At 63.6% G+C, this 22,718-nt stretch carries 19 protein-coding genes; 18 read left to right on the top strand and 1 reads right to left on the bottom strand.

Annotated elements, in window-relative coordinates; translation table 11 throughout:
- The first annotated feature begins 5 nt into the window (after positions 1-5).
- The 6 genes from JFU04_RS19200 (at position 6) to JFU04_RS19180 (ending at position 5,616) form a co-directional block, all read left to right on the top strand.
- Positions 6-1,571, top strand: coding sequence for an ABC transporter substrate-binding protein (locus tag JFU04_RS19200; RefSeq protein WP_106803250.1), 1,566 nt, complete (start codon positions 6-8; stop codon positions 1,569-1,571).
- Positions 1,571-2,824, top strand: a complete 1,254-nt coding sequence (locus JFU04_RS19195) for an acyl-CoA thioesterase/bile acid-CoA:amino acid N-acyltransferase family protein (protein ID WP_201145397.1) — start codon at positions 1,571-1,573, stop codon at positions 2,822-2,824. The genes JFU04_RS19200 and JFU04_RS19195 overlap by 1 nt, the downstream gene beginning before the upstream one ends.
- A complete protein-coding gene (locus JFU04_RS19190; protein ID WP_201145396.1) occupies positions 2,821-3,285 on the top strand; it encodes a CMD domain-containing protein in 465 nt (154 codons plus the stop codon). The genes JFU04_RS19195 and JFU04_RS19190 overlap by 4 nt, the downstream gene beginning before the upstream one ends.
- The gene (locus JFU04_RS19185; RefSeq protein ID WP_201145394.1) at positions 3,282-3,866 is read left to right on the top strand and encodes a peroxidase-related enzyme; all 585 of its coding nucleotides are present in this window, start codon (positions 3,282-3,284) and stop codon (positions 3,864-3,866) included. The genes JFU04_RS19190 and JFU04_RS19185 overlap by 4 nt, the downstream gene beginning before the upstream one ends.
- Positions 3,867-4,480: 614 nt before the next feature.
- Complete coding sequence (locus JFU04_RS30315) at positions 4,481-4,783, top strand: IS3 family transposase (protein WP_065899480.1); 303 nt, start codon at positions 4,481-4,483, stop codon at positions 4,781-4,783.
- On the top strand, positions 4,780-5,616 hold the full coding sequence (locus JFU04_RS19180; RefSeq protein ID WP_065899479.1) for an IS3 family transposase: 837 nt from the start codon (positions 4,780-4,782) through the stop codon (positions 5,614-5,616). The genes JFU04_RS30315 and JFU04_RS19180 overlap by 4 nt, the downstream gene beginning before the upstream one ends.
- Positions 5,617-6,010: 394 nt before the next feature.
- On the opposite strand, the gene JFU04_RS19175 is transcribed toward JFU04_RS19180, so the two are convergent.
- A complete protein-coding gene (locus JFU04_RS19175) occupies positions 6,011-6,907 on the bottom strand; it encodes a LysR family transcriptional regulator (protein WP_106803252.1) in 897 nt (298 codons plus the stop codon).
- A 348-nt stretch (positions 6,908-7,255) separates the two neighbouring features.
- Between JFU04_RS19175 and JFU04_RS19170 the strand changes: the two genes are divergently transcribed.
- The 12 genes from JFU04_RS19170 (at position 7,256) to JFU04_RS19115 (ending at position 22,504) form a co-directional block, all read left to right on the top strand.
- Positions 7,256-9,649 (top strand): TonB-dependent receptor plug domain-containing protein, encoded by a 2,394-nt coding sequence (locus JFU04_RS19170; protein ID WP_201145392.1) that lies wholly within the window; start codon positions 7,256-7,258, stop codon positions 9,647-9,649.
- Positions 9,649-11,241: an ABC transporter substrate-binding protein/permease gene (locus JFU04_RS19165; RefSeq protein ID WP_240435316.1), complete on the top strand. Its 1,593-nt coding sequence runs from the start codon at positions 9,649-9,651 to the stop codon at positions 11,239-11,241. The genes JFU04_RS19170 and JFU04_RS19165 overlap by 1 nt, the downstream gene beginning before the upstream one ends.
- Positions 11,238-11,918, top strand: coding sequence for an amino acid ABC transporter permease (locus JFU04_RS19160; RefSeq protein ID WP_106803255.1), 681 nt, complete (start codon positions 11,238-11,240; stop codon positions 11,916-11,918). Before JFU04_RS19165 ends, JFU04_RS19160 begins: the two co-directional genes overlap by 4 nt.
- Before the next feature lie 3 nt (positions 11,919-11,921).
- The gene (locus JFU04_RS19155) at positions 11,922-12,668 is read left to right on the top strand and encodes an amino acid ABC transporter ATP-binding protein (RefSeq protein WP_120449127.1); all 747 of its coding nucleotides are present in this window, start codon (positions 11,922-11,924) and stop codon (positions 12,666-12,668) included.
- Positions 12,665-13,909 carry an FAD-dependent oxidoreductase gene (locus tag JFU04_RS19150; RefSeq protein ID WP_201145390.1) on the top strand — a complete coding sequence of 415 codons (1,245 nt, stop codon included), beginning with the start codon at positions 12,665-12,667 and terminating at the stop codon, positions 13,907-13,909. Before JFU04_RS19155 ends, JFU04_RS19150 begins: the two co-directional genes overlap by 4 nt.
- The gene (locus tag JFU04_RS19145) at positions 13,906-14,619 is read left to right on the top strand and encodes an SDR family NAD(P)-dependent oxidoreductase (protein WP_106803258.1); all 714 of its coding nucleotides are present in this window, start codon (positions 13,906-13,908) and stop codon (positions 14,617-14,619) included. The genes JFU04_RS19150 and JFU04_RS19145 overlap by 4 nt, the downstream gene beginning before the upstream one ends.
- Before the next feature lie 2 nt (positions 14,620-14,621).
- Positions 14,622-15,986, top strand: a complete 1,365-nt coding sequence (locus JFU04_RS19140; protein ID WP_157955064.1) for an MmgE/PrpD family protein — start codon at positions 14,622-14,624, stop codon at positions 15,984-15,986.
- Positions 15,983-17,206, top strand: coding sequence for a dipeptidase (locus tag JFU04_RS19135; RefSeq protein WP_201145388.1), 1,224 nt, complete (start codon positions 15,983-15,985; stop codon positions 17,204-17,206). Before JFU04_RS19140 ends, JFU04_RS19135 begins: the two co-directional genes overlap by 4 nt.
- A 41-nt stretch (positions 17,207-17,247) precedes the next feature.
- On the top strand, positions 17,248-17,979 hold the full coding sequence (locus tag JFU04_RS19130; RefSeq protein ID WP_342389447.1) for a response regulator transcription factor: 732 nt from the start codon (positions 17,248-17,250) through the stop codon (positions 17,977-17,979).
- Positions 17,979-19,322, top strand: coding sequence for a HAMP domain-containing sensor histidine kinase (locus JFU04_RS19125; RefSeq protein WP_120449122.1), 1,344 nt, complete (start codon positions 17,979-17,981; stop codon positions 19,320-19,322). Before JFU04_RS19130 ends, JFU04_RS19125 begins: the two co-directional genes overlap by 1 nt.
- Before the next feature lie 96 nt (positions 19,323-19,418).
- On the top strand, positions 19,419-21,641 hold the full coding sequence (locus JFU04_RS19120; RefSeq protein WP_201145384.1) for a TonB-dependent siderophore receptor: 2,223 nt from the start codon (positions 19,419-19,421) through the stop codon (positions 21,639-21,641).
- On the top strand, positions 21,641-22,504 hold the full coding sequence (locus JFU04_RS19115; RefSeq protein ID WP_201145383.1) for an alpha/beta hydrolase: 864 nt from the start codon (positions 21,641-21,643) through the stop codon (positions 22,502-22,504). Before JFU04_RS19120 ends, JFU04_RS19115 begins: the two co-directional genes overlap by 1 nt.
- Positions 22,505-22,718: the final 214 nt, after the last annotated feature.

Below are 22,718 nucleotides of genomic sequence, written 5' to 3'. Positions count from 1 at the left end.
TTGCCATGAAGCCCTTGCTGCTGACGCTACTGACTGCTGCGCTGTTGACCGGCGCAACCGGGGCAACCGCCCAATCCTTGCGTATTGCCTATGCCGACCCAGTGTCGTCACTGGACCCGCAACTGAACAACCATGCCGGCGACCGCTCCCTGGCCTTGCACGTTTGGGAGTCCTTGCTGGACCGCCGCGACGACAAGAACCTGCCGGGCCTGGCCGAAAGCTGGAAGGCGATTGACGCCACCACTTGGGAATTCAAGATCCGCCAGGGCGTGAAATGGCAGGACGGCCAGCCGTTCACCGCCGACGACCTGGTGTTTTCCCTGGAGCGTGCGCGCAACGTACCCGGCAGTGTCGCGCCGTATTCCAGCAGCCTGCGCACGGTGGAATCGGTGAGCGCGCCAGATCCTTACACCTTGCGGGTCAAGACCACGGTGCCAAACCCATTGCTGGTGCAGAACATCGATTCCGTCTACATCGTCAGCCGGCATATCGGCGCAAAGTCCAGCACCGAGGACTACAACAGCGGCAAGGCGGTGATCGGTACCGGGCCGTATCGCTTGGTGTCCTATGCCCAAGGCGACCGCACGCTGTTTGAGCGCAACAAGGAGTACTGGGGCGCGCAGCCGCTGTGGGACACGGTGGATTACCGCTTTATCGCCAACCCGGCCAGCCGTACGGCGGCCTTGTTGGCGGGTGACGTGGATGTGATCGACAAGGTTTCGCCCCAGGACGTGAAAAAGCTGCAGGCCACGCCGAGCGTCAAGGTGTTTGCCTACCCGGGGCTACGCGCGCTGCTGATCCAGCCGAGCTTCCGTCCGGGGCCGAACGAGTTCGTGCGTGACAACCAGGGCAAGCCGCTGGCCGAAAACCCGCTGCGCGATGTGCGGGTACGCCAGGCGCTGTCGCTGGCGATCAACCGCAAGGCGATTGTCGAGCGCATCCTGCAAAACACCGTGACCGAGGCCAACCAGTGGATGCCGGCCGATACCTTCGGCTACAACACCGACGTCAAGAACATCGCCAACGACCCGGCCCAGGCGAAAAAGCTGTTGGCCGAAGCGGGTTTTCCGGACGGCTTCCAGTTGACCGTGCACGTGCCCGGCGACCGTTACCCACTGGCGCCGGAGAGCATGCAGGCGGTGGCGCAGTTCTGGGCGCGGATCGGCATCAAGGTGGATTTGCAGGTGGTGCCATGGTCGGTGTATGCCGCCCGCGCCAATAAAAACGAATACGCGGTCACGGTGATTGCCTGGGGCAACGGCACCGGCGAGGCGGGTTATGGCCTGCTCAACGTGTTGGCCAGCGCCGACCCGAGCAAAGGGCAGGGCTCGTCGAACTGGGGGCGCTACAGCAACCCACAGGTGGACAAGGACCTGGAACTGTCGTCGGCCGAGTTCGATGAAGCCAAGCGCGAAGCGATCCTGCGTGATTCGGTGCAACGCGTGAGCGACGACGTCGGCATCCTGCCGTTATTCCACTACCAGAACATCTGGGCGGCCCGCAAAGGCCTGCGTGTCGATCCACTGGTGAGCGACCGCACCACCGCCTCGATGGTGACGGAGGAAAAGTAATGGCGCGCCTGCTGATCACGCCCCTCGATGGCCTGCTGGATGAGCCGCGCCACATCGTCGTCGAAGGCGTGACGCCGGGCGCGCGGGTGACATTGACCAGCCGCACCCTGCGCGGTGGCGGACAGCCGTGGCAGAGCGCCGCAACCTTCGTGGCCGATGCCCAGGGGCGCGTGGACCTTGAGCGTGACGCCCCGGTGGCTGGCGACTATAGCGGTGTCTCGGGCATGGGCTTGTTATGGAGCCAGCGCATCGAGCAGGGCCACAGTGCGGCGGTGTTTCCTGATTCGGTCCTGGAACCCTTGCACACCCGCATAGAGGTGCAAGACCAGGCGCTTGTACTGGTGCAACGCCTGGCCGCCGCCGGCGTGACCCGGCGAGAGGTCCGCGAGGACGGTCTGGTGGGCACCTTGTTCCAACCCGCAGGCGCTGGCCCGCATCCGGCGGTGATGGTGCTCAATGGCTCCGGCGGCGGCATCAACGAAGCCCGCGCGGCACTGTATGCCTCGCGGGGCTACAGCGCGTTGGCACTGGGGTACTTCAAGGCACCGGGGTTGTCGGACTACATCTCCAACACGCCGCTCGAGTATTTCGAGAGGGGGCTGGCGTGGATGCGTCGCGAGCTGGTACCGGCCGATGATTTCATCGCGCTCAGTGGCCAATCCCGTGGAGGTGAGTTGGTGTTGTTGCTCGCCAGCCTGTTTCCCGACACCGTGTCGGCCGTGATCGGCTATGTGCCGAGTGCCCTGGTGCATGGTGGGCAAGCCGCCGCTGACCCGGCAGTGGGGCGCGATGGTCCCGCGTGGTTGTATCGCGGGCAGCCGCTGGTGCACCTGTGGAACGACAATCGCCATGCTTCATGGGCGGCCCGTGATGCCGGGCAGCGTAATGCGGTGTCGATGAACACCGCGCTGGAAGACGACGACGCGGTAGCGCGTGCGCGCATCCACGTCGAACGCATTCGCGGGCCGGTACTGACCTTGACCGCCGGCGATGACGCGGCATGGCCGTCCAGCCGTTTCGGGCAAATGGTCAGCGCGCGCCTCCAGCATTTCGATCACCCCTGGCCCGTGCTGCAACGGGATTTTCCGTTAGCCGGCCATAGCATTTTGCTGCCCTACATTCCCACCACCTACACCGACGACGGCCAGCCCGAGGCCAACGCCCAGGCCAACGAGCATTCGTGGCAAACCGTGGTGGAGTTTCTGCACAACGCCGTGGCCGAGCGCCGCGCGCATTCCAAGGAGTTGCAATGAACAGTCCCGCCTTACCCGACCTGCTGACCCGCTTGGTGCTCGGCGAAACCAGCCCGGTACGAGGCCTGCGCCAAGCGCGGGCCAAGATCACCGACGCCACCGAAGGCAGCTACCAGGCGCTGTTTGCTGCCGACTTGCCTGGCAGCCTGACCCTGCAGGAACGCCTGCTGGTGGCCGAATACGCCAGCCAACTGACCCCGCAACCGGAGCTGGCCGCGCATTACCTTGAACGCCTTCAAGGGTTTACGGCGCCTGAGGATTCGCCGCGCCTCAAGGCTATTCTCGACTTCACCCGCACCCTGGTGCTGGCCCCCGTGGAAGGTGATCGCCAGGCGTTGACGGCCCTGCTGGACGCCGGTCTGGACACCGTCGACGTGGTCACTCTCGGTCAGTTGATCGCGTTCATTTCTTACCAAGTACGCCTGGCCAGCGGGCTCAAAGCCCTGGAGCAATTGCAATGAGCGAACCCCTGGACATCCAAGGCTTCACCAACCGTAGCCTGGGCTGGAAATCCTGGCTGCCGACCCTCGACCTGGCCCAGGCCAACCCCGAACAAGTGGCGGTGTTGGAGGAGAGCCATCCCCAGGCCAAGGTTTCCGAGTACTACCTCACGTTGATTCACCAGCCCGAAGTGTTACGCCAGCGTTCGTTGGCCTTTAACGCGATCATGTATGCACCGGGTGGGTTGTCACGGGCTGAGCGGGAGTTGGCGAGTGCGGTGGTGTCGCGCGTCAACCAATGCGTGTTTTGCGCGTCGGTGCATGCCCAGCGGTTTGAGCAGTTGGCCAAGCGCAATGATGTGATCGCGCAGGTTTTCAGTGATCCGCAGACGGCCGGAACCATGTCGCGGGAGAGGGCGATTGTGCGGTTTGCGATTGACCTGACGTTGGCGCCTGGGGAGGTCGGTGCGGGGGCGTTGAGGGTGCTGCGCGAGGAGGGGTTGGGGGATGGGGAGATTCTTGATTTGGTTCATGCGATTGCGATTTTTGCTTGGGCTAATCGGTTGATGCTTAATCTTGGGGAGCCTGTTTGGGGGGCGTGATTGGGGTGTACATATCCGTTGTTTAGGTAACGGCTGATATTGGTTCCGCTCTTACAGCGGGTCACTTTGGAAAAGAGCCCCAAAGTAACCAAAGGGCTCTTGCCCCAACACTCGGCACCTCGCCTAGGCTCGGTGTGCCCTCACTCCGGCTTTGGAGCGTGGGCCGCCGCGATGGGCCATCCTTGGCCCAGCGCGGCTAACCCGGCGTCCTGCCGGGTTACCCACGCTCCAAAGCCTGCGTTCGGCCAGCGTGTTTGACGGGGCGCCTCAGATCAAAATCAAGAGCGCGGCGGCCTTAGAGCCGACCGGGTTTTCAGTTGGAGTGAGTTCAAATGTGGGAGCTGGCTTGCCCGCGATGCAGGCAACTCGGTACATCAGGCATACCCAGTTGATGCCATCGCAGGCAAGCCAGCTCCCACAGAAAAGCTGATTTCACAGGGTAAGGAAGCCGGACACGGTCAAAAATGTGGGAGCGGGCTTGCTCGCGAATGCGGTGGATCAGCAATGAATTTGTTGACTGACACACCGCATTCGCGAGCAAGCTGAACTGGCCTAATGATTTTGGACACCTCAATCGGGCGCTATGATGGCGTCCAAATCTGAGGTGTTTGGATATGCGTAAATCTTATTCATGTGAGTTCAAACTCAAGGCTGCCAGCATGGTGCTGGACGAGGGGCAGTCGGTTCCCGAGGTCTGTGCCAGCTTGGATATTGGCCCTACGGCCTTGCGCCGCTGGGTCGATCAAGTTCGCAAGGAACGCTTGGGCTCGACTCCGGTGGGAGCCAAGGCGATTACCGCGGATCAGCGAGAGATCCAGGAACTTAAAGCCTTGCTCAGGCAAAGAGACCGGGATATCGAAATCCTAAAAAAGGCCAGTGCTCTCCTGCTTTTGGACGCCAAAGATCACTCTCGTTGATCTGTGAGCTGGGCGAGCAGTACGGCGTTAACGATTGCTGTCGTGTGTTCGGAATAAACCGCAGTAGCTTTTACGCATGGCGTCAGCGCCAAGGCAAGGTGAGCCCTAAGCGAGAGAAACTCAAGGCTATGCTGGTCAAGCACCACAGGGCGTCGAGAGAGTCTGCGGGCGCTCGTACCTTGGCTAAACAGCTGCAAGCCGGCGGGCATGATGTCGGGCGGTTCATGGCTCGCAGCTTGATGCGAGAAGCAGGCATTGTCAGCCGTCAACGCCGGCGCCATAAGTACAAGTCACCTGGCGTGGAGGCTTTGGTGGCACCGCATGTGCTCAAACGCAAGTTTGATGTTGCGACGGTCAATCAGGTGTGGTGTGGGGACGTGACGTACATCAAAGTCGGCAAGCGTTGGCTGTATTTCGCGGCGGTTCTGGACTTGTTCGCTCGCCGGATTGTGGGCTGGTCGTTTTCGATGATCTCTGATGCCACGCTGACCTGCGAAGCCCTGCGCATGGCGATTGAACTGCGCGGTCGCCCAAAAGACGTACTGTTTCACTCCGACCAAGGTTGCCAGTACACCAGCCATAAATTCAGAAATGAACTGCTGGAACATGGACTCCGACAAAGCATGAGCCGTAAAGGCGAATGCTGGGATAACGCTCCGATGGAGCGTTTCTTTGGAAGTTTGAAATCAGAGTGGGTGCCAGAAGCAGGCTACGGGTCGGAACATGAGGCCCGAGCGGATGTGCAGCGCTATGTATCGCGCTACAACATCACCAGGCCGCATAGCTACAACGACTATCGGTCACCAGTCGCCAGGGAGAAGCTGGTGGCGTGAACCCTTAATCGGTGTCCAAGATTACTTGACCAGTTCAAGCCCGCTCCCACATTTGGATCTCCACTTTTCAGGCAGAAAGCGGTGTGCTCTGGCTCTGTTTTTGATCTTGATCTTGATCCTAGGCGCCCCGTTAAACCACGCTGGCCGAACGCAGGCTTGAATCCGTGGGTAACCCGGCAGGACGCCGGGTTAGCCGCGCTGGGCCAGGGATGGCCCATCGCGGCGGCCCACGGATTCAAGCCGGAGTGAGGGCATGCCGAGCCTAGGCGAGGCACCGAGTGGTGGGGCAAGAGCCTTTTGGTTACTTTTGGGCTCTTTCCAAAAGTGACCCGCCGTAAGGGCGGAACCAATACCAGCCGTTACCCAAAAAACGGATATTCACCCACACTCCACATCACTGATAACTATCAGACACCCCCCGCAAATGCCCCATCACCATGTCCCGAAACAACAACGCCTGCGGCGACAATGGCTTAAAGCTGTTATGAATCACCGAAATATTCACCGCCGCCGCACTCTCAAACCGCCGGATCACCAACGGCAGCAAATTCCCCGAAACCGCCAGCGCATCGACCACCGCAATCTCCCCACTGGCCAAACTGAACAGGCTCGCAATCAACCCCGAACGCACCTGCAACCCAATATTCAATTGCGCCAATACGTCGCCATACACCTTCTCTTCATTGATCCCATACAACTCCTGCAACGGTACCGAAATCAGCCGGTGGCCAATCAAGTCCGTCGGGCTGATGGACGCAAGCGAAGCCAGCGGATGCGAAGGCGCCATGATGCACACCAGCGGGCAGCTATAGCGCGCATGCACCGTGATGCTCGGGTGGTCGACTTCAAACGTGGTGATGCCGATGTCGACGATCTTCTCCGCCACCACATCAGTCAGTGCGCCGGGCAGCGGCAGGATCACTTTCACGCTCAGGTCCGGTCGCTCCTTGACCGTCTGCGCCAGGCTCTGCGGTACCACCGACATGCCCAGGCTCGGGGAGGCCGCGATGTACAGGTTGCCCTTGGAAGGGTTGGCCAGCTCGCTGGACAGCTCACGCACCCGTTCCACGTTGCGCCACAGCCGCTCGACTTCCTCGTACAGCTCCCGCGCTTCGCTGGTGGGCACCAGCCGGCCCTTGACCAGTTCGAACAACTTGGGACCACCACGTTGCTGGGTGTGGCTGAGCATTTTGCTCACGGCGGACTGGGAGATATGCAACAACTCGGCGGCGCCCGCGATGCTGCCGGTGAGCATGATGGAACGGAAGACTTCCATCTGGCGAAGATTCATAAGTTAGAACACTCGGGTATTGCCTGTTAATAAAACCGAGCACTTATAGCCTGATCTTTTATCGCGCTCAATCAATAAACCGTCTTCAAATAGACCGTGTTCTTTTAACCATATAACCGCAGTGCCACATGAGTAAAAGTTAGTGTTGTCCGCTGTTTTTTCCATAGGTATGGCCGCGCAGGGCAGGTAAATTGGGCCCCGTGTGACATACCAGGCAAGCAATCAACACACCACCGAATTGCCCCCTGGCCACTCTTTTATCAACTTTTGAATAGACAAATGTTCGACAGCCACTGCCCCTGCGTTTATGTCAGGGCGCGGTGACGGCTGTTGGCTGGGGAATAAGGAATGATCAAGGGCAGGTTCAAACAGTGCAGGCTGTCGCTCGCGGTGGTGGCAGTCGTGGCAGGCATGCAGGCACAAGCGGCAGAAGACAGCGACACCACCCCGCAGTTGAATGCGGTGGTGGTGACCGGCACGCGCTCGGAAAACCGGACTGTGCTGGAGTCAATGCAACCGATCCAGGTGGTGTCCAGCAAAACCCTGCAAAGCACCGGCAGCAACGAGTTGTCCGAAGCCCTGTCGCGGTTGATCCCGTCCTTGAATTTCCCGCGTCCGGCCAGCTCCGGGTTCACCGGGATCATCCGCCCGGTGCAGATGCGCGGCCTGTCGCCGGACCAAGTGCTGGTGCTGGTCAATGGCAAGCGTCGGCACACCAGTGCCTTCCTCAACACCAACGTGACCCAGGGCCGTGGCTCGGCGCCGGTGGATCTGGGGGCGATTCCGCTGTCGGCGATCGACCATATCGAAGTGCTGGGCGACGGCGCATCGGCGCGTTACGGCTCGGATGCGATTGCCGGGGTGATCAACGTCATCCTCAAGAAAGATGACGAGGGCGGGCAGGTCACCACCAGCTACGGCCAGTACTCCAAGGGCGACGGCATCCAGCGTCATGTCGACGCCGACACCGGTTTCAAACTCGGCGAGCGCGGCAGTGCGCACTTGAGTTTCGACGGCAACAACAATGACTTCACCAACCGCGCCGGTCCGGACAATCGCAATCCTGGCGCGCCGGGTTATGGCAGCACCACGTATCGCCTTGGCGACCCGGACATCACCAACGGCAAGGTCATGCTCAACGCCGATTACGCCTTGAGCGACGACCTGACCGCCTACGGGTTTGCCGGCTACAACAAGTCCACTGGCGATACCTGGGATGCCTTTCGCAACGGTCGCGCTTCCACCTTCGACCGCGCTGCGCACCCTGAAGGCTACCTGCCGCGCCTGCACGCCGAGACCCAGGACCAATCGCTGGTACTGGGCCTGCGTGGGCTGTTGGCCGATTGGAAATGGGACGCCAGCGTCGACTACGGTCGCAATGAAATCGACCTGAGCAGCCGCGACACCCTCAACCGGTACCTGTACCGCGACACCGGCAATGCCCAGCAGAACTTCGATGACGGCAGCCTCACCAGCAGCCTGGCGGTGTACCAGCTGGACTTCAGCAACGAGTTGGCGGTGCCGCTGTTGAGCAACCCGTTGTCGGTGGCGTTCGGCCTGGAATACCAGCACCAGACCTACCAGGAAAGCAGCGGCGAAGCCAACTCCTACTACGGCACCGGCGCCGAAGGTTTCTCCGGCCTCAAGCCCGGCGACAGCGGCAGCTACCGCCGCGATGTGGTGGCGCAGTACATCGACCTGGAAACCAACCTGACCGATAAATGGCGCGCCTCGGTTGCCCTGCGCCATGACGACTACAACGACTTCGGCGGTGCCACCACCGGCTCGTTCTCCAGCCGATATGACTTCAACCCGGTGGTCGCCGTGCGCGGCAGTGTGTCCACGGGCTACCGTGCGCCGTCGTTGGCACAGCAGCATTACTCGGCGACCACCAGCGCCCTCAACACGTCGATCAACGCCTACCAGGACCAGCTCACCGCCTCGGTGGATTCGCCGATTGCACGCTTGCTCGGTGCAGAGGATTTGAAGGCCGAGAAGTCGCGCAACATCAGCCTGGGTTTGGTGCTGCAACCGACTGATGATTTCAGCGCCACGCTCGATGTGTACCAGATCAACATCAATGACCGGGTGACCCTGTCGAGCAACCTCAACGTGCAAACCGCCGCCGGCCAGGCTTACCTGGCGGCCAACGGGATTGCCACCGATCTCTACCAGTCGGTGCGCTACTTCACCAACGCGGTGGACACCCAGACCCGTGGCGTCGACCTCACCGGCCAGCATCGCTACCGTTTCGACAATGGCGGTCGCCTCAACAGCACCGTGGGCTACAGCTACAGCAAGACGCGCGTCACCGACATCAAGGACAACCCCACCGCGCTGGCGCAGAGCGGCCTGAACCTGGACCGCATCGACCGCCGCGACCGCTACGGTGTACTCACCGACAGCACACCGCGCAGCAAGCTGTCGTTTTCCACCGACTACAGCAAGGACAATTGGGGCCTGCACGCCAACCTCGTGCGCTACGGCAGCTTCCTGGCGGTGAGTAACACCGGCGCAGCCTACGACCAGCGTTTCGATGCCAAATGGGTGCTGGACCTGTCCACCAGCTACCGCTACACCGACTGGCTATTCACCGTGGGCGGCGACAACGTCACCGACGCCTACCCGGACAAACGCAACAGCCTGAACAACCCCGGCCATCAGAACGTCAACTACATCTCCTACTCGCCATTCGGCATGAACGGCGCGTTCTACTACCTCAAGGCGACGTATTCGTGGTGATGCGGTTGCTCAAGGCCTGGCTGGCGGTCAGCGTGCTGACGGCTGCGCTGGGCGCGATGGCCGAGGACGGGTCGGTGTTGCAGCGCATCCACGCGCGTGGGGTGGTCAACGCCTGCACCAATGTCGAGAACCGTCCGTTCGCCTACCTGACGCCGTCGGGGCAGGCGGTGGGTTTCAACGCCGACCTGCTGGAAAACCTGCGCCAATCCCTCAGCCAGCGCCTGGGCCGCGAGATCGGCGCACAGACCATCGCGACCAGCGGCGCCAATCGCGTGCCGTTCGTGCAGCAGGGTAAGTGCGACGTGATCATCACCGGCTTCAGCGTGACCGAAGAACGCCAGCGCCTGGTGGACTTCATCTTCCCGGGCTTCTATGCCTCTGGCGCGGTATTGCTGACCCGTGACGACCAGCCGGTGGCAAGTTGGGAGAGCCTGCGCGGTGCGACGTTGTGCAGCAGCCAGGGCTCGACCTACAACCAGGCGGTGTCCGAGCGTTATGGGGTCAATATCCTCGCGTTCGCCGGGCTCACCGAAAGCGCCCAGGCCCTGCGTGACCGACGCTGCATCGGCCAGGTGATGGACGAGGCGGTGGCGCGCCTGCGCCTGCAGGACAGCCAGCAATGGCAGGGCTATCGCATCCAGTTGCCGGTGATTCTCGAAGCCCCCTGGAGCATGGCCGTGGCCAAGGGCGACGCGCAGTGGCGCGAGCTTCTGGAGCAACTGGCGTTGCACTGGCGCCAGAGCGGTTTCCTGTATGAACTGGAAAGCCGCTATGGCTTGCCCCACAAGCATCCGCTGGACCCGAGCGAAGTCGAGAGTGCGGCGCAGGACAAACAGAGCCTGCCGTATTTCCTGCAACGCCTCACCGACGGATTTGAACGTCTCAATACCCGCACCGGCTGGAATTTTCCGGTGTTCTACGACGGCTGGACCGCCCGCCAATTTGCCTCCGGCATCGTCACCACCTTGCAACTCTCGGCCATTGGCATTTTCGGTTCGTGCTTGATCGGCCTGTTCGGTGCGCTGGCGATGGGGGCTTCGCGGCCGTTGCGCTGGCTGGTGCGCGGTTATGTCGAGCTGCTGCGCAATACGCCCAGCCTGGCGCAGTTGTACTTCATTTACTTCGGCGTCGGCGCGTTGTTGCGCGGCGGCCTGGAGGGTGGCGCGGCCCCTTGGTACGCCAACCCGTTCGGGCTGGCGGCGTTGTGCATCACCTTGCATTACGGCGCGTTTGCGGTGGAAATCGTGCGCGCCGGGCTGCTCGCGGTGCCGCCCAGCACCCGCGACGCGGCCCTGGCCTTGGGGTATGGGCGCGCGAGTCGGCTGTGGCATATCCAGTTGCCCCTGGCCTTGCGTGCCTGTTTGCCGGCGCTGGGCAACAACATGGTGCAACTGATCAAGGGCAGCTCCATTGCCTACGCCGTGGCAGTGCCTGAGGTGTTGTACAGCGCCCAGGAAATCTGGAGTGAGCGGTATAACGTGGTGGAAATGATGCTGCTGGTCCTGGTCACGTATTTCTGCGCAATGGCAGTGCTGGCCTGGGCACTGCACCGTCTGGAAGGGCGCCTGCAGATTCCCGGGGGTGGTGCATGAACGAGGTGATTGTGGCCCTGCTGCCGTGGTTGCCGCTGATGCTCAAGGGCTTTGCGCTGAACCTGTGGATCGGTGTGTTGGCGATGCTGTTGGCGTGCCTTGCCGGTGTCTGTCTGGGGACCCTGCAGCGCGCCCGTTCGCGCGTGCTGCGGCTGGGCGCACGCGGGCTGACGCAGTTGCTGCGTAACGCGCCGTGGCTGGTGGTGATGTTTTTTGTGATGCACCTGCTGCCCTATGAATGGCACCTGACCGGCGCGGTGATCAGCTTGCCGGCGTGGCTCAAAGCGGTCTTTGCCCTGGCCTTGCCGGCGGCGGGCAATGCTTCGGAAATCGTGCGCGGCGCCTTGCAGTCGATCCCACGGACCCAGTGGGAAGCCGCCACCGCCCTGGGCTACGGCCCGGTGGCCCAACTGCGTCATGTGATCCTGCCCCAGGCCTTGCGGCTGATGGTGCCGCCGGCGTTGGGCCTGTACTGCGTGGTGACCATGTCCAGCGCGCTCGCCAGCCTGGTCGGGGTAGGGGAGTTGCTCAGCGCCAGCCGCGAGATCCTCGCCGCCACCGCGCGCACCGATCTGTTGCTGCCGGTCTACGGGCTGGTGCTGGCGTTGTTCTTTTTCTACATCTTTCCGCTTTCACTGCTGGCCCGTTCCCTGGAACGGCGCCTGGCCTACAGGTAACCCATGAAACGTATCCTGGAAAACCCCTTTATCGCCTTGCACGCGGTGAGCAAGGCCTACGGTGACACGCCGGTGCTCAAGGGCATCGACCTGGCCGTGGGGCGTGGCGAAGTGGTGTGCATCATCGGCCCGTCGGGGTCGGGAAAGTCCACGGTGTTGCGCTGCATCAACGCCCTGGCCGAGATCGACCAGGGCGAAATCACCCTCGACGGCGCGCTGATCGGCAGCCCGCAATTGCCCCTGCAGCAGTTGCGCCAGCGGGTGGGCATCGTGTTCCAGAGCTACAACCTGTTCCCCCATCGCACGGTGTTGCAGAACGTCAGCATGGCGCCGGTCCAGGTCCTCGGGCGCGACCGCCACGCCGTCGAGCAAGAAGCCCGCGCGCTGTTGCAACAGGTGCGCCTGGAAGGCAAGGAACAGGCGTATCCCGGCGAGTTGTCCGGCGGCCAGCAGCAGCGGGTGGCAATCGCCAGGGGCCTGTGCATGCAGCCCCAGGTGATGCTGTTTGATGAGGTGACCGCCGCCCTCGACCCGCACACCGTGAAAGAAGTGCTGGGGGTTATCCGTTCGATCGCCGCCCAGGGCATGACCTGTGTACTGGTCACCCATGAGATGCGCTTTGCCCGCGAGGTCGCCGACTACGTGTATTTCATCGATCAGGGCGAGGTGGTGGAGCACGCCACGGCCGAGGCATTTTTTGACACGCCACGGGACCCGCGTACCCGTGACTTTCTCGACACCGTGCTATGAGCGCTTTTTATGACGTGGCCGTCGTCGGCGGTGGCGCGGCCGGGATTGCCGCAGCGCTGGCAGCGGCCGAGTGTGGCCGGCGCGTGGTGTTGATCGAGGACTATGGTTTCTTCGGCGGCACTGCGACCATCTCCGGGGTGCAGTCCTACTGTGGCTTCCTCACCAGCGGCCCGACGCCGGAGCGGGTGGTGGCTGGCATGGGGCAGCGGGTGCTGGATGCCCTGCAGGCGTTCGGGCATTCGGTGGAACCGGTGCTGCAAAGCTCGGGTAACTGGATCATCCTGCTCGACCCCGAACGCCTGAAGACCGTGCTCGATCGCCTGGTGCTGAGCGCCGGCATCACGCCGCTGCTGCATTGCCGCGTCATCGCTACCGAAGGCAAGAACGGCCATATCGATGCCTTGCTGTGCAGTCATCCCGAAGGCAGCCTGCGCCTCGAGGTCGGCAGTGTGGTGGATGCTACCGGCAACGCGAATGTGGCGGCGATGATCGCCCCGCACAGCCTGCGCCCGCGCCTGCAGGCCGCGACCCTGACCGTGCGCATCGGCAATGTCGAGCCCGGGCATGCGCCGGACCGCGAGGCCCTGCAAGCGGCCGTCATCGACTACCAACGGCGCACACGGCGTCACCTGGCGCGCAGCAATGGCGGTTACTTCGTGCCGTTGCCGTGGTCGGGCAGCTACTGGGCGATGATGATCGATGTCGACCTGGTCAACACCGACGCGCACTACCTGACCCGCGCTGAAATCGAAGCCCGCACCATCGCCCATGACTACCTCGAATCGTTGCGCCGCACCGTGCCCGGGTTTGCCCAGGCGATCCTGGAAACCAGCGGGCCGCAACTGGGCATCCGCTCCACCCGCTGCGTGATCTCCCAGCAGGACGTGGTGGCCGACGACGCGCTGAGTGCACGGCAACGCTCGAATGGCATCGCCCGTTCCGGCTGGCCTTGTGAATTGCACCCGCGGTCCGGCGTCACCGAGTACCGCGCCATCCCGCACCACGGCTGGTTTCATGTGCCGTTTGGTGCACTGATTCCCGAAGGCAGCGACAACCTGTGGCTGGCTGGCAGCTCGATTGGTGCCGACGACATCGCCTTCGGCTCCGTGCGGGTGATGGGCACCAGTTTTGCCACCGGGCATGCGGCGGGCGTGTCGGCCGCGCTGTCCAGCCGGCTGGCGCAGCGCACCGGGTTTGATGCGGTGAAACGTGTGTTACTCGAACAAGGCGCCTTGCTATGAGCCCTTCAAGACGTGTGTTGATCACCGGTGCCGGCAGTGGCATCGGCCTGGCCGTGGCCCAGGTATTCCAGGAGCAGGGCGCCGAAGTGATCGGCTGGGACCTGGCGCCGAATCCGCAGGCCGGGTTTCCCATCACCGCCGTGGATGTGCGTGACCCGGCCGCCCTCCAGCGCGCCGCCGAAGGCTTGCAGCGCCTGGACGTGTTGGTGACCTGCGCCGGTATCGCGCGCCGCGCGTCGGCCATCGATATGCGCGCCGAAGATTGGCAGGCGGTGCTGCAGACCAATCTCAGCGGCGCGTTTTACAGCTGCCAGGCGGCGTTTCCAGCATTGGCGGCGTCGGGCACCGGGTTGATCGTCAACATCGCTTCATTCATCGCTCACCGTTCCGGCCCCGGCCGGGCCAGCTACGCCGCCGCCAAGGCCGGCGTGGTGGCAATGACCGAGGTGCTGGCACTGGATTTCGCCGCGGCCTCGGTGCGCGCGATCTCGGTCAGCCCCGGCTACACCCGCACGCGCATGGTCGCAAGCGCCATCGAGGCCGGGCGCCTGGATGAACAACATCTTCTGGCCAGCATTCCCCTGGGCCGGCTCGCCGAACCCCGGGAAATGGCGCAGGCCATCGTGGCCCTTACCGGGCCGGCTTTTCAGTACGCCAACGGCACGGACTTCGTGATCGATGGCGGCATCATGGCGCAAGGGGTTCAATAACCGTGGCAACGACGATAGACCGGCAGTGGGTCGCACGACATCTGCTATTGCTTGAGGCTCCCATCCCCGACGCGGTCTCGCGTGCGCTCGGGCGGCTGCTCGCCGACACCGTGGCGATCGCCGCGTACGCAAGGCGCCATCAAGTGGGCGGCACCCGCATCGACAGTGCCCTGGCGCAGCCGGTCGCCGCCGGGTGCTCGGTGTGGGGCGCGACGCTGCGCACCGACCCCGCGCGCGCCGCGCTGCTCAATGGCACCGCCGCCGAGGCGCTGGACTTCCAGGAGGTGTTGATCAACCCGCGCAACAACGGGCACGCCGCCGTGGTGATCATCCCGGCGATTCTGGCGCTGGCCGAACAACATGGCGTGGTCGGCAAGCGCTTGCTGCGGGCGCTGTGGATCGCTTTCGCAGCCAATATTTCCCTGGCCGAGGCCCTGGGACGTGGCCACCGCACGGCGCAGGCGGGGTTTCGTACCACCTCGCTGATCGCACCGGTGGCCGCGGCGCTGGGTGGTTCGGCGTTGCTCGATGACGACCTTGACCGCGCTTGTCACGGCACCGCCATTGCCGCCAGCGCCCTGAGTGCCGGGTTGCTGTCAGCGCTGTCGCCGACGGTGGGCAGTTACAGCCAGGACAAGGACCTGGCCGTGGGGTTTTCCGCCCAGCACGCAGTGCAGTCGGTGTTGCTCGCCCAGGCGGGCGCCACCGGGCCGGCGGCGTTCCTGACCGGCGAACACGGCTGGCTGGCCAGCTTTGGATTTGACACCGCACAGGATGGGTTTTTATCCGCCGATCCGCTGGAGAAGCACCTCGATAGCTTCGCGATCAAACCGTATCCCGCCTGTTTTGGTTGCCAGACGGCGATTCGCCTGGCGCTGGAACTGCGCCAGCAGGTGCCGGCGGGGCAGGTGGTGAGCGTGGTGGTGCGGGTCAACGCCGGCAGTGCACGGTCGCTGTCGACCCGGGCGATCGACAACGACCTGGCCGCGCGTTTCAGCTTGCCGTATGTGGTGGCCAGCGCGTTTGTACGCGGGCGCGCGGCGCTGGAAGACTTCGAGGGCGAGGCGCTTGCCGATCCGCAGGTGCTGGCGTTCATGGCGCGTGTGCATATTGAAGCGAGTGCCGAGATGGACCAGCGCCAGGCGCGCAGCGGAGGATTTCCCGCGGCCCTGAGTGTGCACGCGTTGACCGGCGAGTCGGTCGAGTTGGACTATGACGGGCCGGACGCTGCGCTGGATGCGGCCGGCCGCGATGGTTTGTTGCACGCCAAGTTGCACGCGCTGTGTGACGGCCCGTTGCTGGCGACCCTGCAGGCGCTGGTGACGGCGCCGCTGCAGGCCGAGCGCCTGTTCGGGATCGGCCCATGAGGTTGCTCGCACTGCTGCTGAGCCTGGCGATTGTGCCGGCGTACGCCGAGGTCAGCCCCCAGGCGCGTGCGCTGCATGAACGCTTGCTGGTGCTCGACAGCCACCTGGATACGCCTCGGCAATTGTCGCGCCCGGGCTGGAGCCTTTTGCAGCGGCATGGCCGTGAGGACTTGTCCCAGGTCGACCTGCCGCGCATGGTCGAAGGCGGTCTCGACGGCGGTTTCTGGGCGGTGTACACGCCCCAGGGCAGCGACGATGAAGCCGGCGTGGCGCGGGCCGCCGACCAAGGCCTGGCGACCCTGACGCGCATCCGCGACATGGTGGCGCGCTACCCGGCGCAATTCGGCCTGGCGTTGCAGCCGCAGGATGCGCCACGCCTGGCTGCCGAGGGCAAGCGCGTGGTGTTTATCAGCATGGAAAACGCCGAGCCCCTGGCTGCCGACCCACGGCTGTTGGCGACTTATCAGCGCCTCGGCCTGCGCATGCTTGGCCTGGTGCACAGCGCCAACAATCGAGTCGCGGATTCGGCCACCGCCATTCCCCAATGGCACGGCCTGAGCCCGGTCGGGCGCGACCTGGTGCAGCGCGCCAATTGCCTGGGCGTGCTGCTGGATGCCTCACATGCGTCCGACCAGGCGTTCGACCAGATGCTCGCCTTGTCGCGCGCGCCGATCATCGTCTCGCATTCCAGCAGCCGCGCGATCAACCCGCACCCGCGCAACCTCGACGACGCGCGCATGCGTCGCCTGGCGGCGAGTGGCGGGGTGATTCAGGTCAATACCTATGGCAGCTACCTGATCGCGCAGCCGCCCAATCCCCAGCGTGACAAGGCGCTCAAGCCGCTGTTCGAGCGCTTGCGCCTGATGCCGGCGCTGCAGCCGGCGCAGTTCCAGGCGCTGTCGGCGCAGATCCTCGACGTGCAGCAGCGTTATCCCAACCCCCAGGCGACTTTTGCCGACTTCATGCGCCATCTGCTGCACGCGCTGGAGCAGGTCGGGCCGCTGCACGTAGGGATCGGCGCGGACTGGGACGGCGGTGGCGGGGTGCGGGGTCTGGAGGATGTCAGCCAGTTGCCGAAGATCACCGAAGCGTTGCTGCAGGCCGGGTACAGCGAGGCGGATATCGGCAACATCTGGAGCGGCAACCTGCTGCGCCTGGTGGGCCGGGCGCAAGCGCAGGGGCGTCAATTGCAGGCGGAGGGACAGTGTCGGGGTGAGTGAACATTGCGAAATGTTTCGTCGAATGCGAAACTGACGTAATTGTGAATACTTATCATCTGGCCCCGTCTTTATCTTCCAGCCCGCGCATCCTGATCATCGAGGATGACGTCGAGCTGTGCACGCACCTGAGCAACCATCTCAGCCGGCGCGGCTTTGCCTTGAACAGCGCCCATTGCGGTGGACAGGGCCTGGACCTGGCGCTGCAGACGCCAGTGGAATTGATCCTGCTGGACATCATGCTGCCGAGTGAAAGTGGCTTGAATATCCTGGCGCGGCTGCGCCAGGAGCGCGGTACGCCGGTGATCCTGATGTCGGCCCTGGGCGCCGAGCAGGATCGCATCACCGGCTTCAGCCAAGGCGCCGATGACTACCTGCCCAAGCCCTTCAGCCTGGCCGAACTGGATGTGCGCATCGACGCGTTGCTGCGGCGCGTGGCGATCGATTGCGGCACGCGGGCGCCGTCGATGCCTTCGCGGCCTTCCGCCCTGGCGTTCGACGCGCAGGCGCGGGACGTCAGCTTCAACGGCCGCGCCGCCGGCCTGACCTCGTCGGAATTCCGTCTGTTGTGCACGCTGCATGAGCACACAGGCGAGGCACTGACCAAGGCCTTCCTCTACCAGCATGTGCTGCACCGGCCATACACCCGCCTGGATCGTGGCCTCGATGTGCATGTGTGCAACCTGCGGCGCAAACTGGCTGCCATCGAGGTACAGGGCATCCGCATCGACGCGGTGCGTCATCAGGGTTATGTGCTGTTGTGCGACGGCGCCTGATGCAACGTCGTCATCCCTTGCTGTGGAAAATGGCGCTGCTGCAAGTGTGTGCCTGTTTGCTGCTGGTATGGCTGGTGTGGAGTTGGGGCTTGCGGGTGGAGCGCAACACCTACTTCCTGGAGGCGTCCGACCGCATCGCCCTGGCTGCCTATGCGGCCGAGGCCGAGCACGTGGCGGCCACTGGCGACGCCGCGGCGGTAGAGCGCTGGCGCCTGGCATTGCAGCAGCGCGAACACACCTGGGTGGCGGTGCTGGATGACTACCTGCAAAGCCTGGGCACCACGCCGTTGAGCGCCGAACAGGTCAGCCACCTGACGTTCATGCGCAAGCTCAGTTGGCCAATGAGCAAGCGCCTCGAAGACGAATTGCCGTACGTGAGCATGGCTTTCCCGGAGCACCCCGAGCGTGGGCGGTTGGTGATGCAATTGCCCGAACGCCTGTTGCCGCCGGGGCTCACGCCGTGGACCCATGTGTTCACCCACGGCCTGGTGCCGGCGTTGTTGGCGCTCGCACTGGGGCTGGTGCTGTACCGCCATCTGGTGCAGCCGTTGAATGAACTGCGCGAGCGCGCCAACGCGTTGAGTGCCGGCGACCTCGCACCGCTGGCCAGCAGCAGCGTGACGCGCCGTCCGGATGAACTCGGCGAACTGGCCCGCGCCTATGAACACATGGCCGAGCGCCTGCGCCAGAGCCTTAATCAGCAGCGGCAATTGCTGCGCACCTTGTCGCATGAAATCCGCACGCCACTGGCACGTTTGAAAATCGCCAGTGACAGCGGCCTGCCGCCCGAGCAGTTGCAGCAACGCCTGTCACGGGAAGTGGAGGAGATGCGCCGGCTGGTGGACGACTCCCTCAACCTGGCCTGGCTCGACACCGAAAAACCTCGCCTGGAAGCCGAAGCGGTGGTGGTGGCCTCCGTCTGGGAAGCGCTGGTGCAGGACGCGCATTTCGAAACCGGCTGGCCGCTCGAAGCGCTGGTGTGCGAGCTGGACAGTACGTGCCAGGTGCACGTACACCTCAACAGCTTTGCCCAGGCCGTGGAAAATATCCTGCGCAACGCCATCCGCCACTCACCGCCCAACGGCGTGATTCGCCTGAGCGGCCAGCGGGATGGCGACCGCTGGTGGCTGGTGATCGAAGACCAGGGGCCAGGCGTTGCCGAGGGCGATCTGCAGCGCATCTTTGAAGCCTACCTGCGGCTGGACGGCACGGTGGGCACGGGTTTTGGCCTGGGATTGAGCATCGCGCGGCGTGCCATCGAACTGCAGGGCGGCGAGTTGTGGGCGACCCAGGGTGCCTCGGGATTGCGCATGAATCTGCGCCTGCCCACGGCAAATGTTTAGAAAGTTAATGTTCTTTACTCGCAATTGCATCTGATTATCATCTGCGATCTTTGATGGCCCACCGCTATCGGTCGGGCTGCGCTTGGAGATCCCCGCATGTTCCGCTTGTCCCTGCTTGCCGTGAGTATTTGCAGCCTGTTGCCCGTCAGCAGCTTCGCCGCCGAGGCCGAAGCCCCTGCGCAGATGGAACTGCCGACCCAGACCGTATTGGGCACCGCGCAGGAAGAGATCAAGCAGATGCCCGGTGTGTCGATCATCACCGCTGAAGACATCAAGAAACGCCCACCGGCCAACGACTTGTCGGACATCATCCGCACCATGCCCGGCGTCAATCTCACCGGCAACTCCAGCAGCGGCCAGCGCGGCAACAACCGCCAGATCGATATTCGCGGCATGGGCCCGGAAAACACCCTGATCCTGGTGGACGGCAAGCCGGTCGGCAGCCGCAATTCGGTGCGCTATGGCTGGCGTGGCGAGCGTGACAGCCGCGGCGACAGCAACTGGGTGCCAGCCGATCAGGTCGAGCGCATCGAAGTCATTCGCGGCCCCGCGGCAGCGCGTTATGGCAACGGCGCGGCGGGTGGCGTGGTGAATATCATCACCAAGCAGCCGGGCACGCAAACGCACGGCTCGGCATCGATCTACCACAACTTCGCCCAGCACTCGGCCGAAGGTGAGACCGAGCGCATGAACTTCGGCCTCAATGGCCCGCTCACCGACACCCTCAGCTACCGCGTGTACGGCAACGTGGCCAAGACCAACGCCGACGATGCCGACATCAACAGCGGGCATGAATCCCTGCGCACCGGCAACCAGGTCGGCACGCTGCCGGCGGGGCGCGAGGGGGTGCGCAACAAAGACGTCAACGGCCTGCTCAGCTGGAACATCACTCCCGAGCAAACCCTCGACCTGGAGGCCGGTTTCAGCCGCCAGGGCAATATCTATACCGGCGATACCCAGAACACCAACAGCAACGCCACCGTGAAGAACATGCTGGGGCATGAGACCAATATTCTCTACCGTGAAACCTACGCCGTGACCCATCGCGGCGAATGGGATTTCGGCAGCACCCTGGCCTACGTGCAGTATGAAAAGACTCGCAACCGCCGTCTCAATGAAGGCCTGGCCGGTGGCCTGGAAGGGATCTTTTCCGCCAACAGTTTCAGCACCAACGAACTGCGCGACCTGACCGCCCACGGTGAAGTCAACCTGCCGCTGCACGCAGGTGTCGACCAGGTGCTGACGCTCGGCAGCGAGTGGGTCGAACAGAAGCTCGGCGACCCGAATGCCAACCTGCAAACCACCACGGCTGGCGGCAGCGTGCCTGGCTTGTCGAGCACCTCTCGCAGTGACTCGTCGGCGTCGCGCATTTTTTCGCTGTTCGCCGAAGACAACATCGAGCTGCGCCCCGGCACCCGCCTGACCCCGGGCCTGCGCCTGGACCACCACAACATCGTCGGCGACAACTGGAGCCCGTCGCTCAACCTGTCCCAGGTGCTCACCGACACGTTGACCTTGAAGGCCGGCATCGCCCGTTCGTACAAGGCGCCGAACCTCTACCAGCTCAACCCCAATTACCTGCTGTACAGCAACGGCCAGGGTTGCTACGGCCAGACCACCAGTTGCTACCTGCAAGGCAATGCCGACCTCGACGCGGAAACCAGCGTCAACAAGGAACTGGGCCTGGAGTACCGCAATGACGGCGTGGTCGCCGGCCTGACGTATTTTCGTAACGATTACAAAAACAAGATCGAGTCCGGCCTGACCCCGGTCGGCACGGCGTCCGGCGGCACCGGCAGCACCGCCCGCGCGAGCATCTTCAAGTGGGAGAACGTGCCCAAGGCGCTGGTCGAAGGCCTGGAAGGTACCGTTGCGCTGCCGCTGGGCGAGCAGGTCAACTGGACCAACAACTTCACCTACATGCTCCAATCGAAAAACAAACAGACCGGTGATGTGCTCTCGGTCACGCCCAAGTACACCCTCAATTCGATGCTCGATTGGCAGGCCACCCAGGACCTGTCCCTGCAGGCGAGCGTGGCCTGGTACGGCAAGCAGACTCCGAAGAAATACGACTACCACGGCAACCGCGTGACCGGCACCAGCAACAACCAACTCTCGCCGTATGCGATTGCCGGGGTGAGCGGTACCTACGCCCTGACAAAAAACCTCAGCCTCACCGCCGGTGTGGACAACGTGTTCGACAAACGCCTGTGGCGCGAGGGCAATGCCCAGGGCGTGAACAACATCGAAGGCGCCGGCGCCGCGACCTACAACCAGTCCGGGCGCACCTTGTACACCAGCCTGACGGCGTCGTTCTGATGGGGCGCGCATGCTGGTTGGCGTTGTTTTTTGTGCAATGTGCCTGTGCCCAGCCGGCACCCGACCAACTGATGGATGCACCGGTATTGCGCGAGGCCAGCGACTACCAGTTCAGCACGCTGGAGCTGGACTCGACTGACGGCGCGCGGCACTACCGGGTGTGGCTGGGGCGCCCGCTCAAGGTCAGCGCGGCCAGCCCCGTGGCCTATCTGCTCGATGGCAATGCGGCGATGGCGGCGCTGGATACCGAACTGCTCAACCACCTGTCCCATCGCCCGGCGCCGCCGGTACTGGTGGCGGTGGGGTATGCGACGCCGCTGCGTATCGAGCGCAATGCGCGGACGTTCGACTACACCCCGAGAGTGGGCGAGGGCGCGCAACGTGATCCCTTGACGGATGTGCCCAGCGGAGGCGCCGATCAGTTCCTGGATTTGCTGACGGAGCAGATCCGGCCGCTGGTCAACCAGCGCCTGGAGATACAACCCAGGCGGCAATTGCTGTGGGGGCATTCCTATGGTGGGTTGTTGGTGCTGCATGCCTTGACGACGCGTCCGCAGGCGTTTGACGACTACGCCGCGGCGAGCCCGTCGCTGTGGTGGAACAATGGCGTGATTCATACCGACGGACTCGCGCAGCGCCTGCACGCAAAGCGGCCGACCTTGCTGCTGATGCGCGGGGATGCAGAACCCGCCAGCCCGACCAGGGCCGCCAAGCCGCAGGATGATGGCGCGGTCAAGCGCCTGTTGGCCTCGCTGCAAAGTGTCGAGGGACTGACCGTGCGCTACCAGGCATTCCCGGGCCTGGGGCACGGGCCGATGTTGGCGGCTTCATTGCGCTACACGTTGGAGCAGATGAGCCAATAACTGCTCCCACCTTTGATCTTCATACACCCGGGGTCTCAGGCCCGACCCCAATCTCCTGTGGGAGCGGGCTTGCTCGCGAAGGCGGCCTGTCAGCTGATGCATTTGGTGCCTGACACACCGCTTTCGCAGGCAAGCCAGCTCCCACATTTGATCTGCGTACACCCGGGATCTCAGGCCCCACCCCAATCCCCTGTGGGAGCGGGCTTGCCCGCGA

The organism is Pseudomonas sp. TH21 (assembly GCF_016651025.1).
In the GTDB taxonomy this organism is placed as follows: Bacteria; Pseudomonadota; Gammaproteobacteria; order Pseudomonadales; family Pseudomonadaceae; genus Aquipseudomonas; species Aquipseudomonas aylmerensis.
This window is presented reverse-complemented; position numbering and strand designations above follow the sequence as displayed.

Excerpts from the sequence above, each read along its gene's own strand:
- JFU04_RS19200 (WP_106803250.1), top strand. The coding sequence starts at position 6 with ATGAAGCCCTTGCTGCTGACGCTACTGACTGCTGCGCTGTTGACCGGC.
- JFU04_RS19195 (WP_201145397.1), top strand. The coding sequence starts at position 1,571 with ATGGCGCGCCTGCTGATCACGCCCCTCGATGGCCTGCTGGATGAGCCG.
- JFU04_RS19190 (WP_201145396.1), top strand. The coding sequence starts at position 2,821 with ATGAACAGTCCCGCCTTACCCGACCTGCTGACCCGCTTGGTGCTCGGC.
- JFU04_RS19185 (WP_201145394.1), top strand. The coding sequence starts at position 3,282 with ATGAGCGAACCCCTGGACATCCAAGGCTTCACCAACCGTAGCCTGGGC.
- JFU04_RS30315 (WP_065899480.1), top strand. The coding sequence starts at position 4,481 with ATGCGTAAATCTTATTCATGTGAGTTCAAACTCAAGGCTGCCAGCATG.
- JFU04_RS19175 (WP_106803252.1), bottom strand. The coding sequence starts at position 6,907 with ATGAATCTTCGCCAGATGGAAGTCTTCCGTTCCATCATGCTCACCGGC.
- JFU04_RS19170 (WP_201145392.1), top strand. The coding sequence starts at position 7,256 with ATGATCAAGGGCAGGTTCAAACAGTGCAGGCTGTCGCTCGCGGTGGTG.
- JFU04_RS19165 (WP_240435316.1), top strand. The coding sequence starts at position 9,649 with ATGCGGTTGCTCAAGGCCTGGCTGGCGGTCAGCGTGCTGACGGCTGCG.
- JFU04_RS19160 (WP_106803255.1), top strand. The coding sequence starts at position 11,238 with ATGAACGAGGTGATTGTGGCCCTGCTGCCGTGGTTGCCGCTGATGCTC.
- JFU04_RS19155 (WP_120449127.1), top strand. The coding sequence starts at position 11,922 with ATGAAACGTATCCTGGAAAACCCCTTTATCGCCTTGCACGCGGTGAGC.
- JFU04_RS19150 (WP_201145390.1), top strand. The coding sequence starts at position 12,665 with ATGAGCGCTTTTTATGACGTGGCCGTCGTCGGCGGTGGCGCGGCCGGG.
- JFU04_RS19145 (WP_106803258.1), top strand. The coding sequence starts at position 13,906 with ATGAGCCCTTCAAGACGTGTGTTGATCACCGGTGCCGGCAGTGGCATC.
- JFU04_RS19135 (WP_201145388.1), top strand. The coding sequence starts at position 15,983 with ATGAGGTTGCTCGCACTGCTGCTGAGCCTGGCGATTGTGCCGGCGTAC.
- JFU04_RS19125 (WP_120449122.1), top strand. The coding sequence starts at position 17,979 with ATGCAACGTCGTCATCCCTTGCTGTGGAAAATGGCGCTGCTGCAAGTG.
- JFU04_RS19120 (WP_201145384.1), top strand. The coding sequence starts at position 19,419 with ATGTTCCGCTTGTCCCTGCTTGCCGTGAGTATTTGCAGCCTGTTGCCC.
- JFU04_RS19115 (WP_201145383.1), top strand. The coding sequence starts at position 21,641 with ATGGGGCGCGCATGCTGGTTGGCGTTGTTTTTTGTGCAATGTGCCTGT.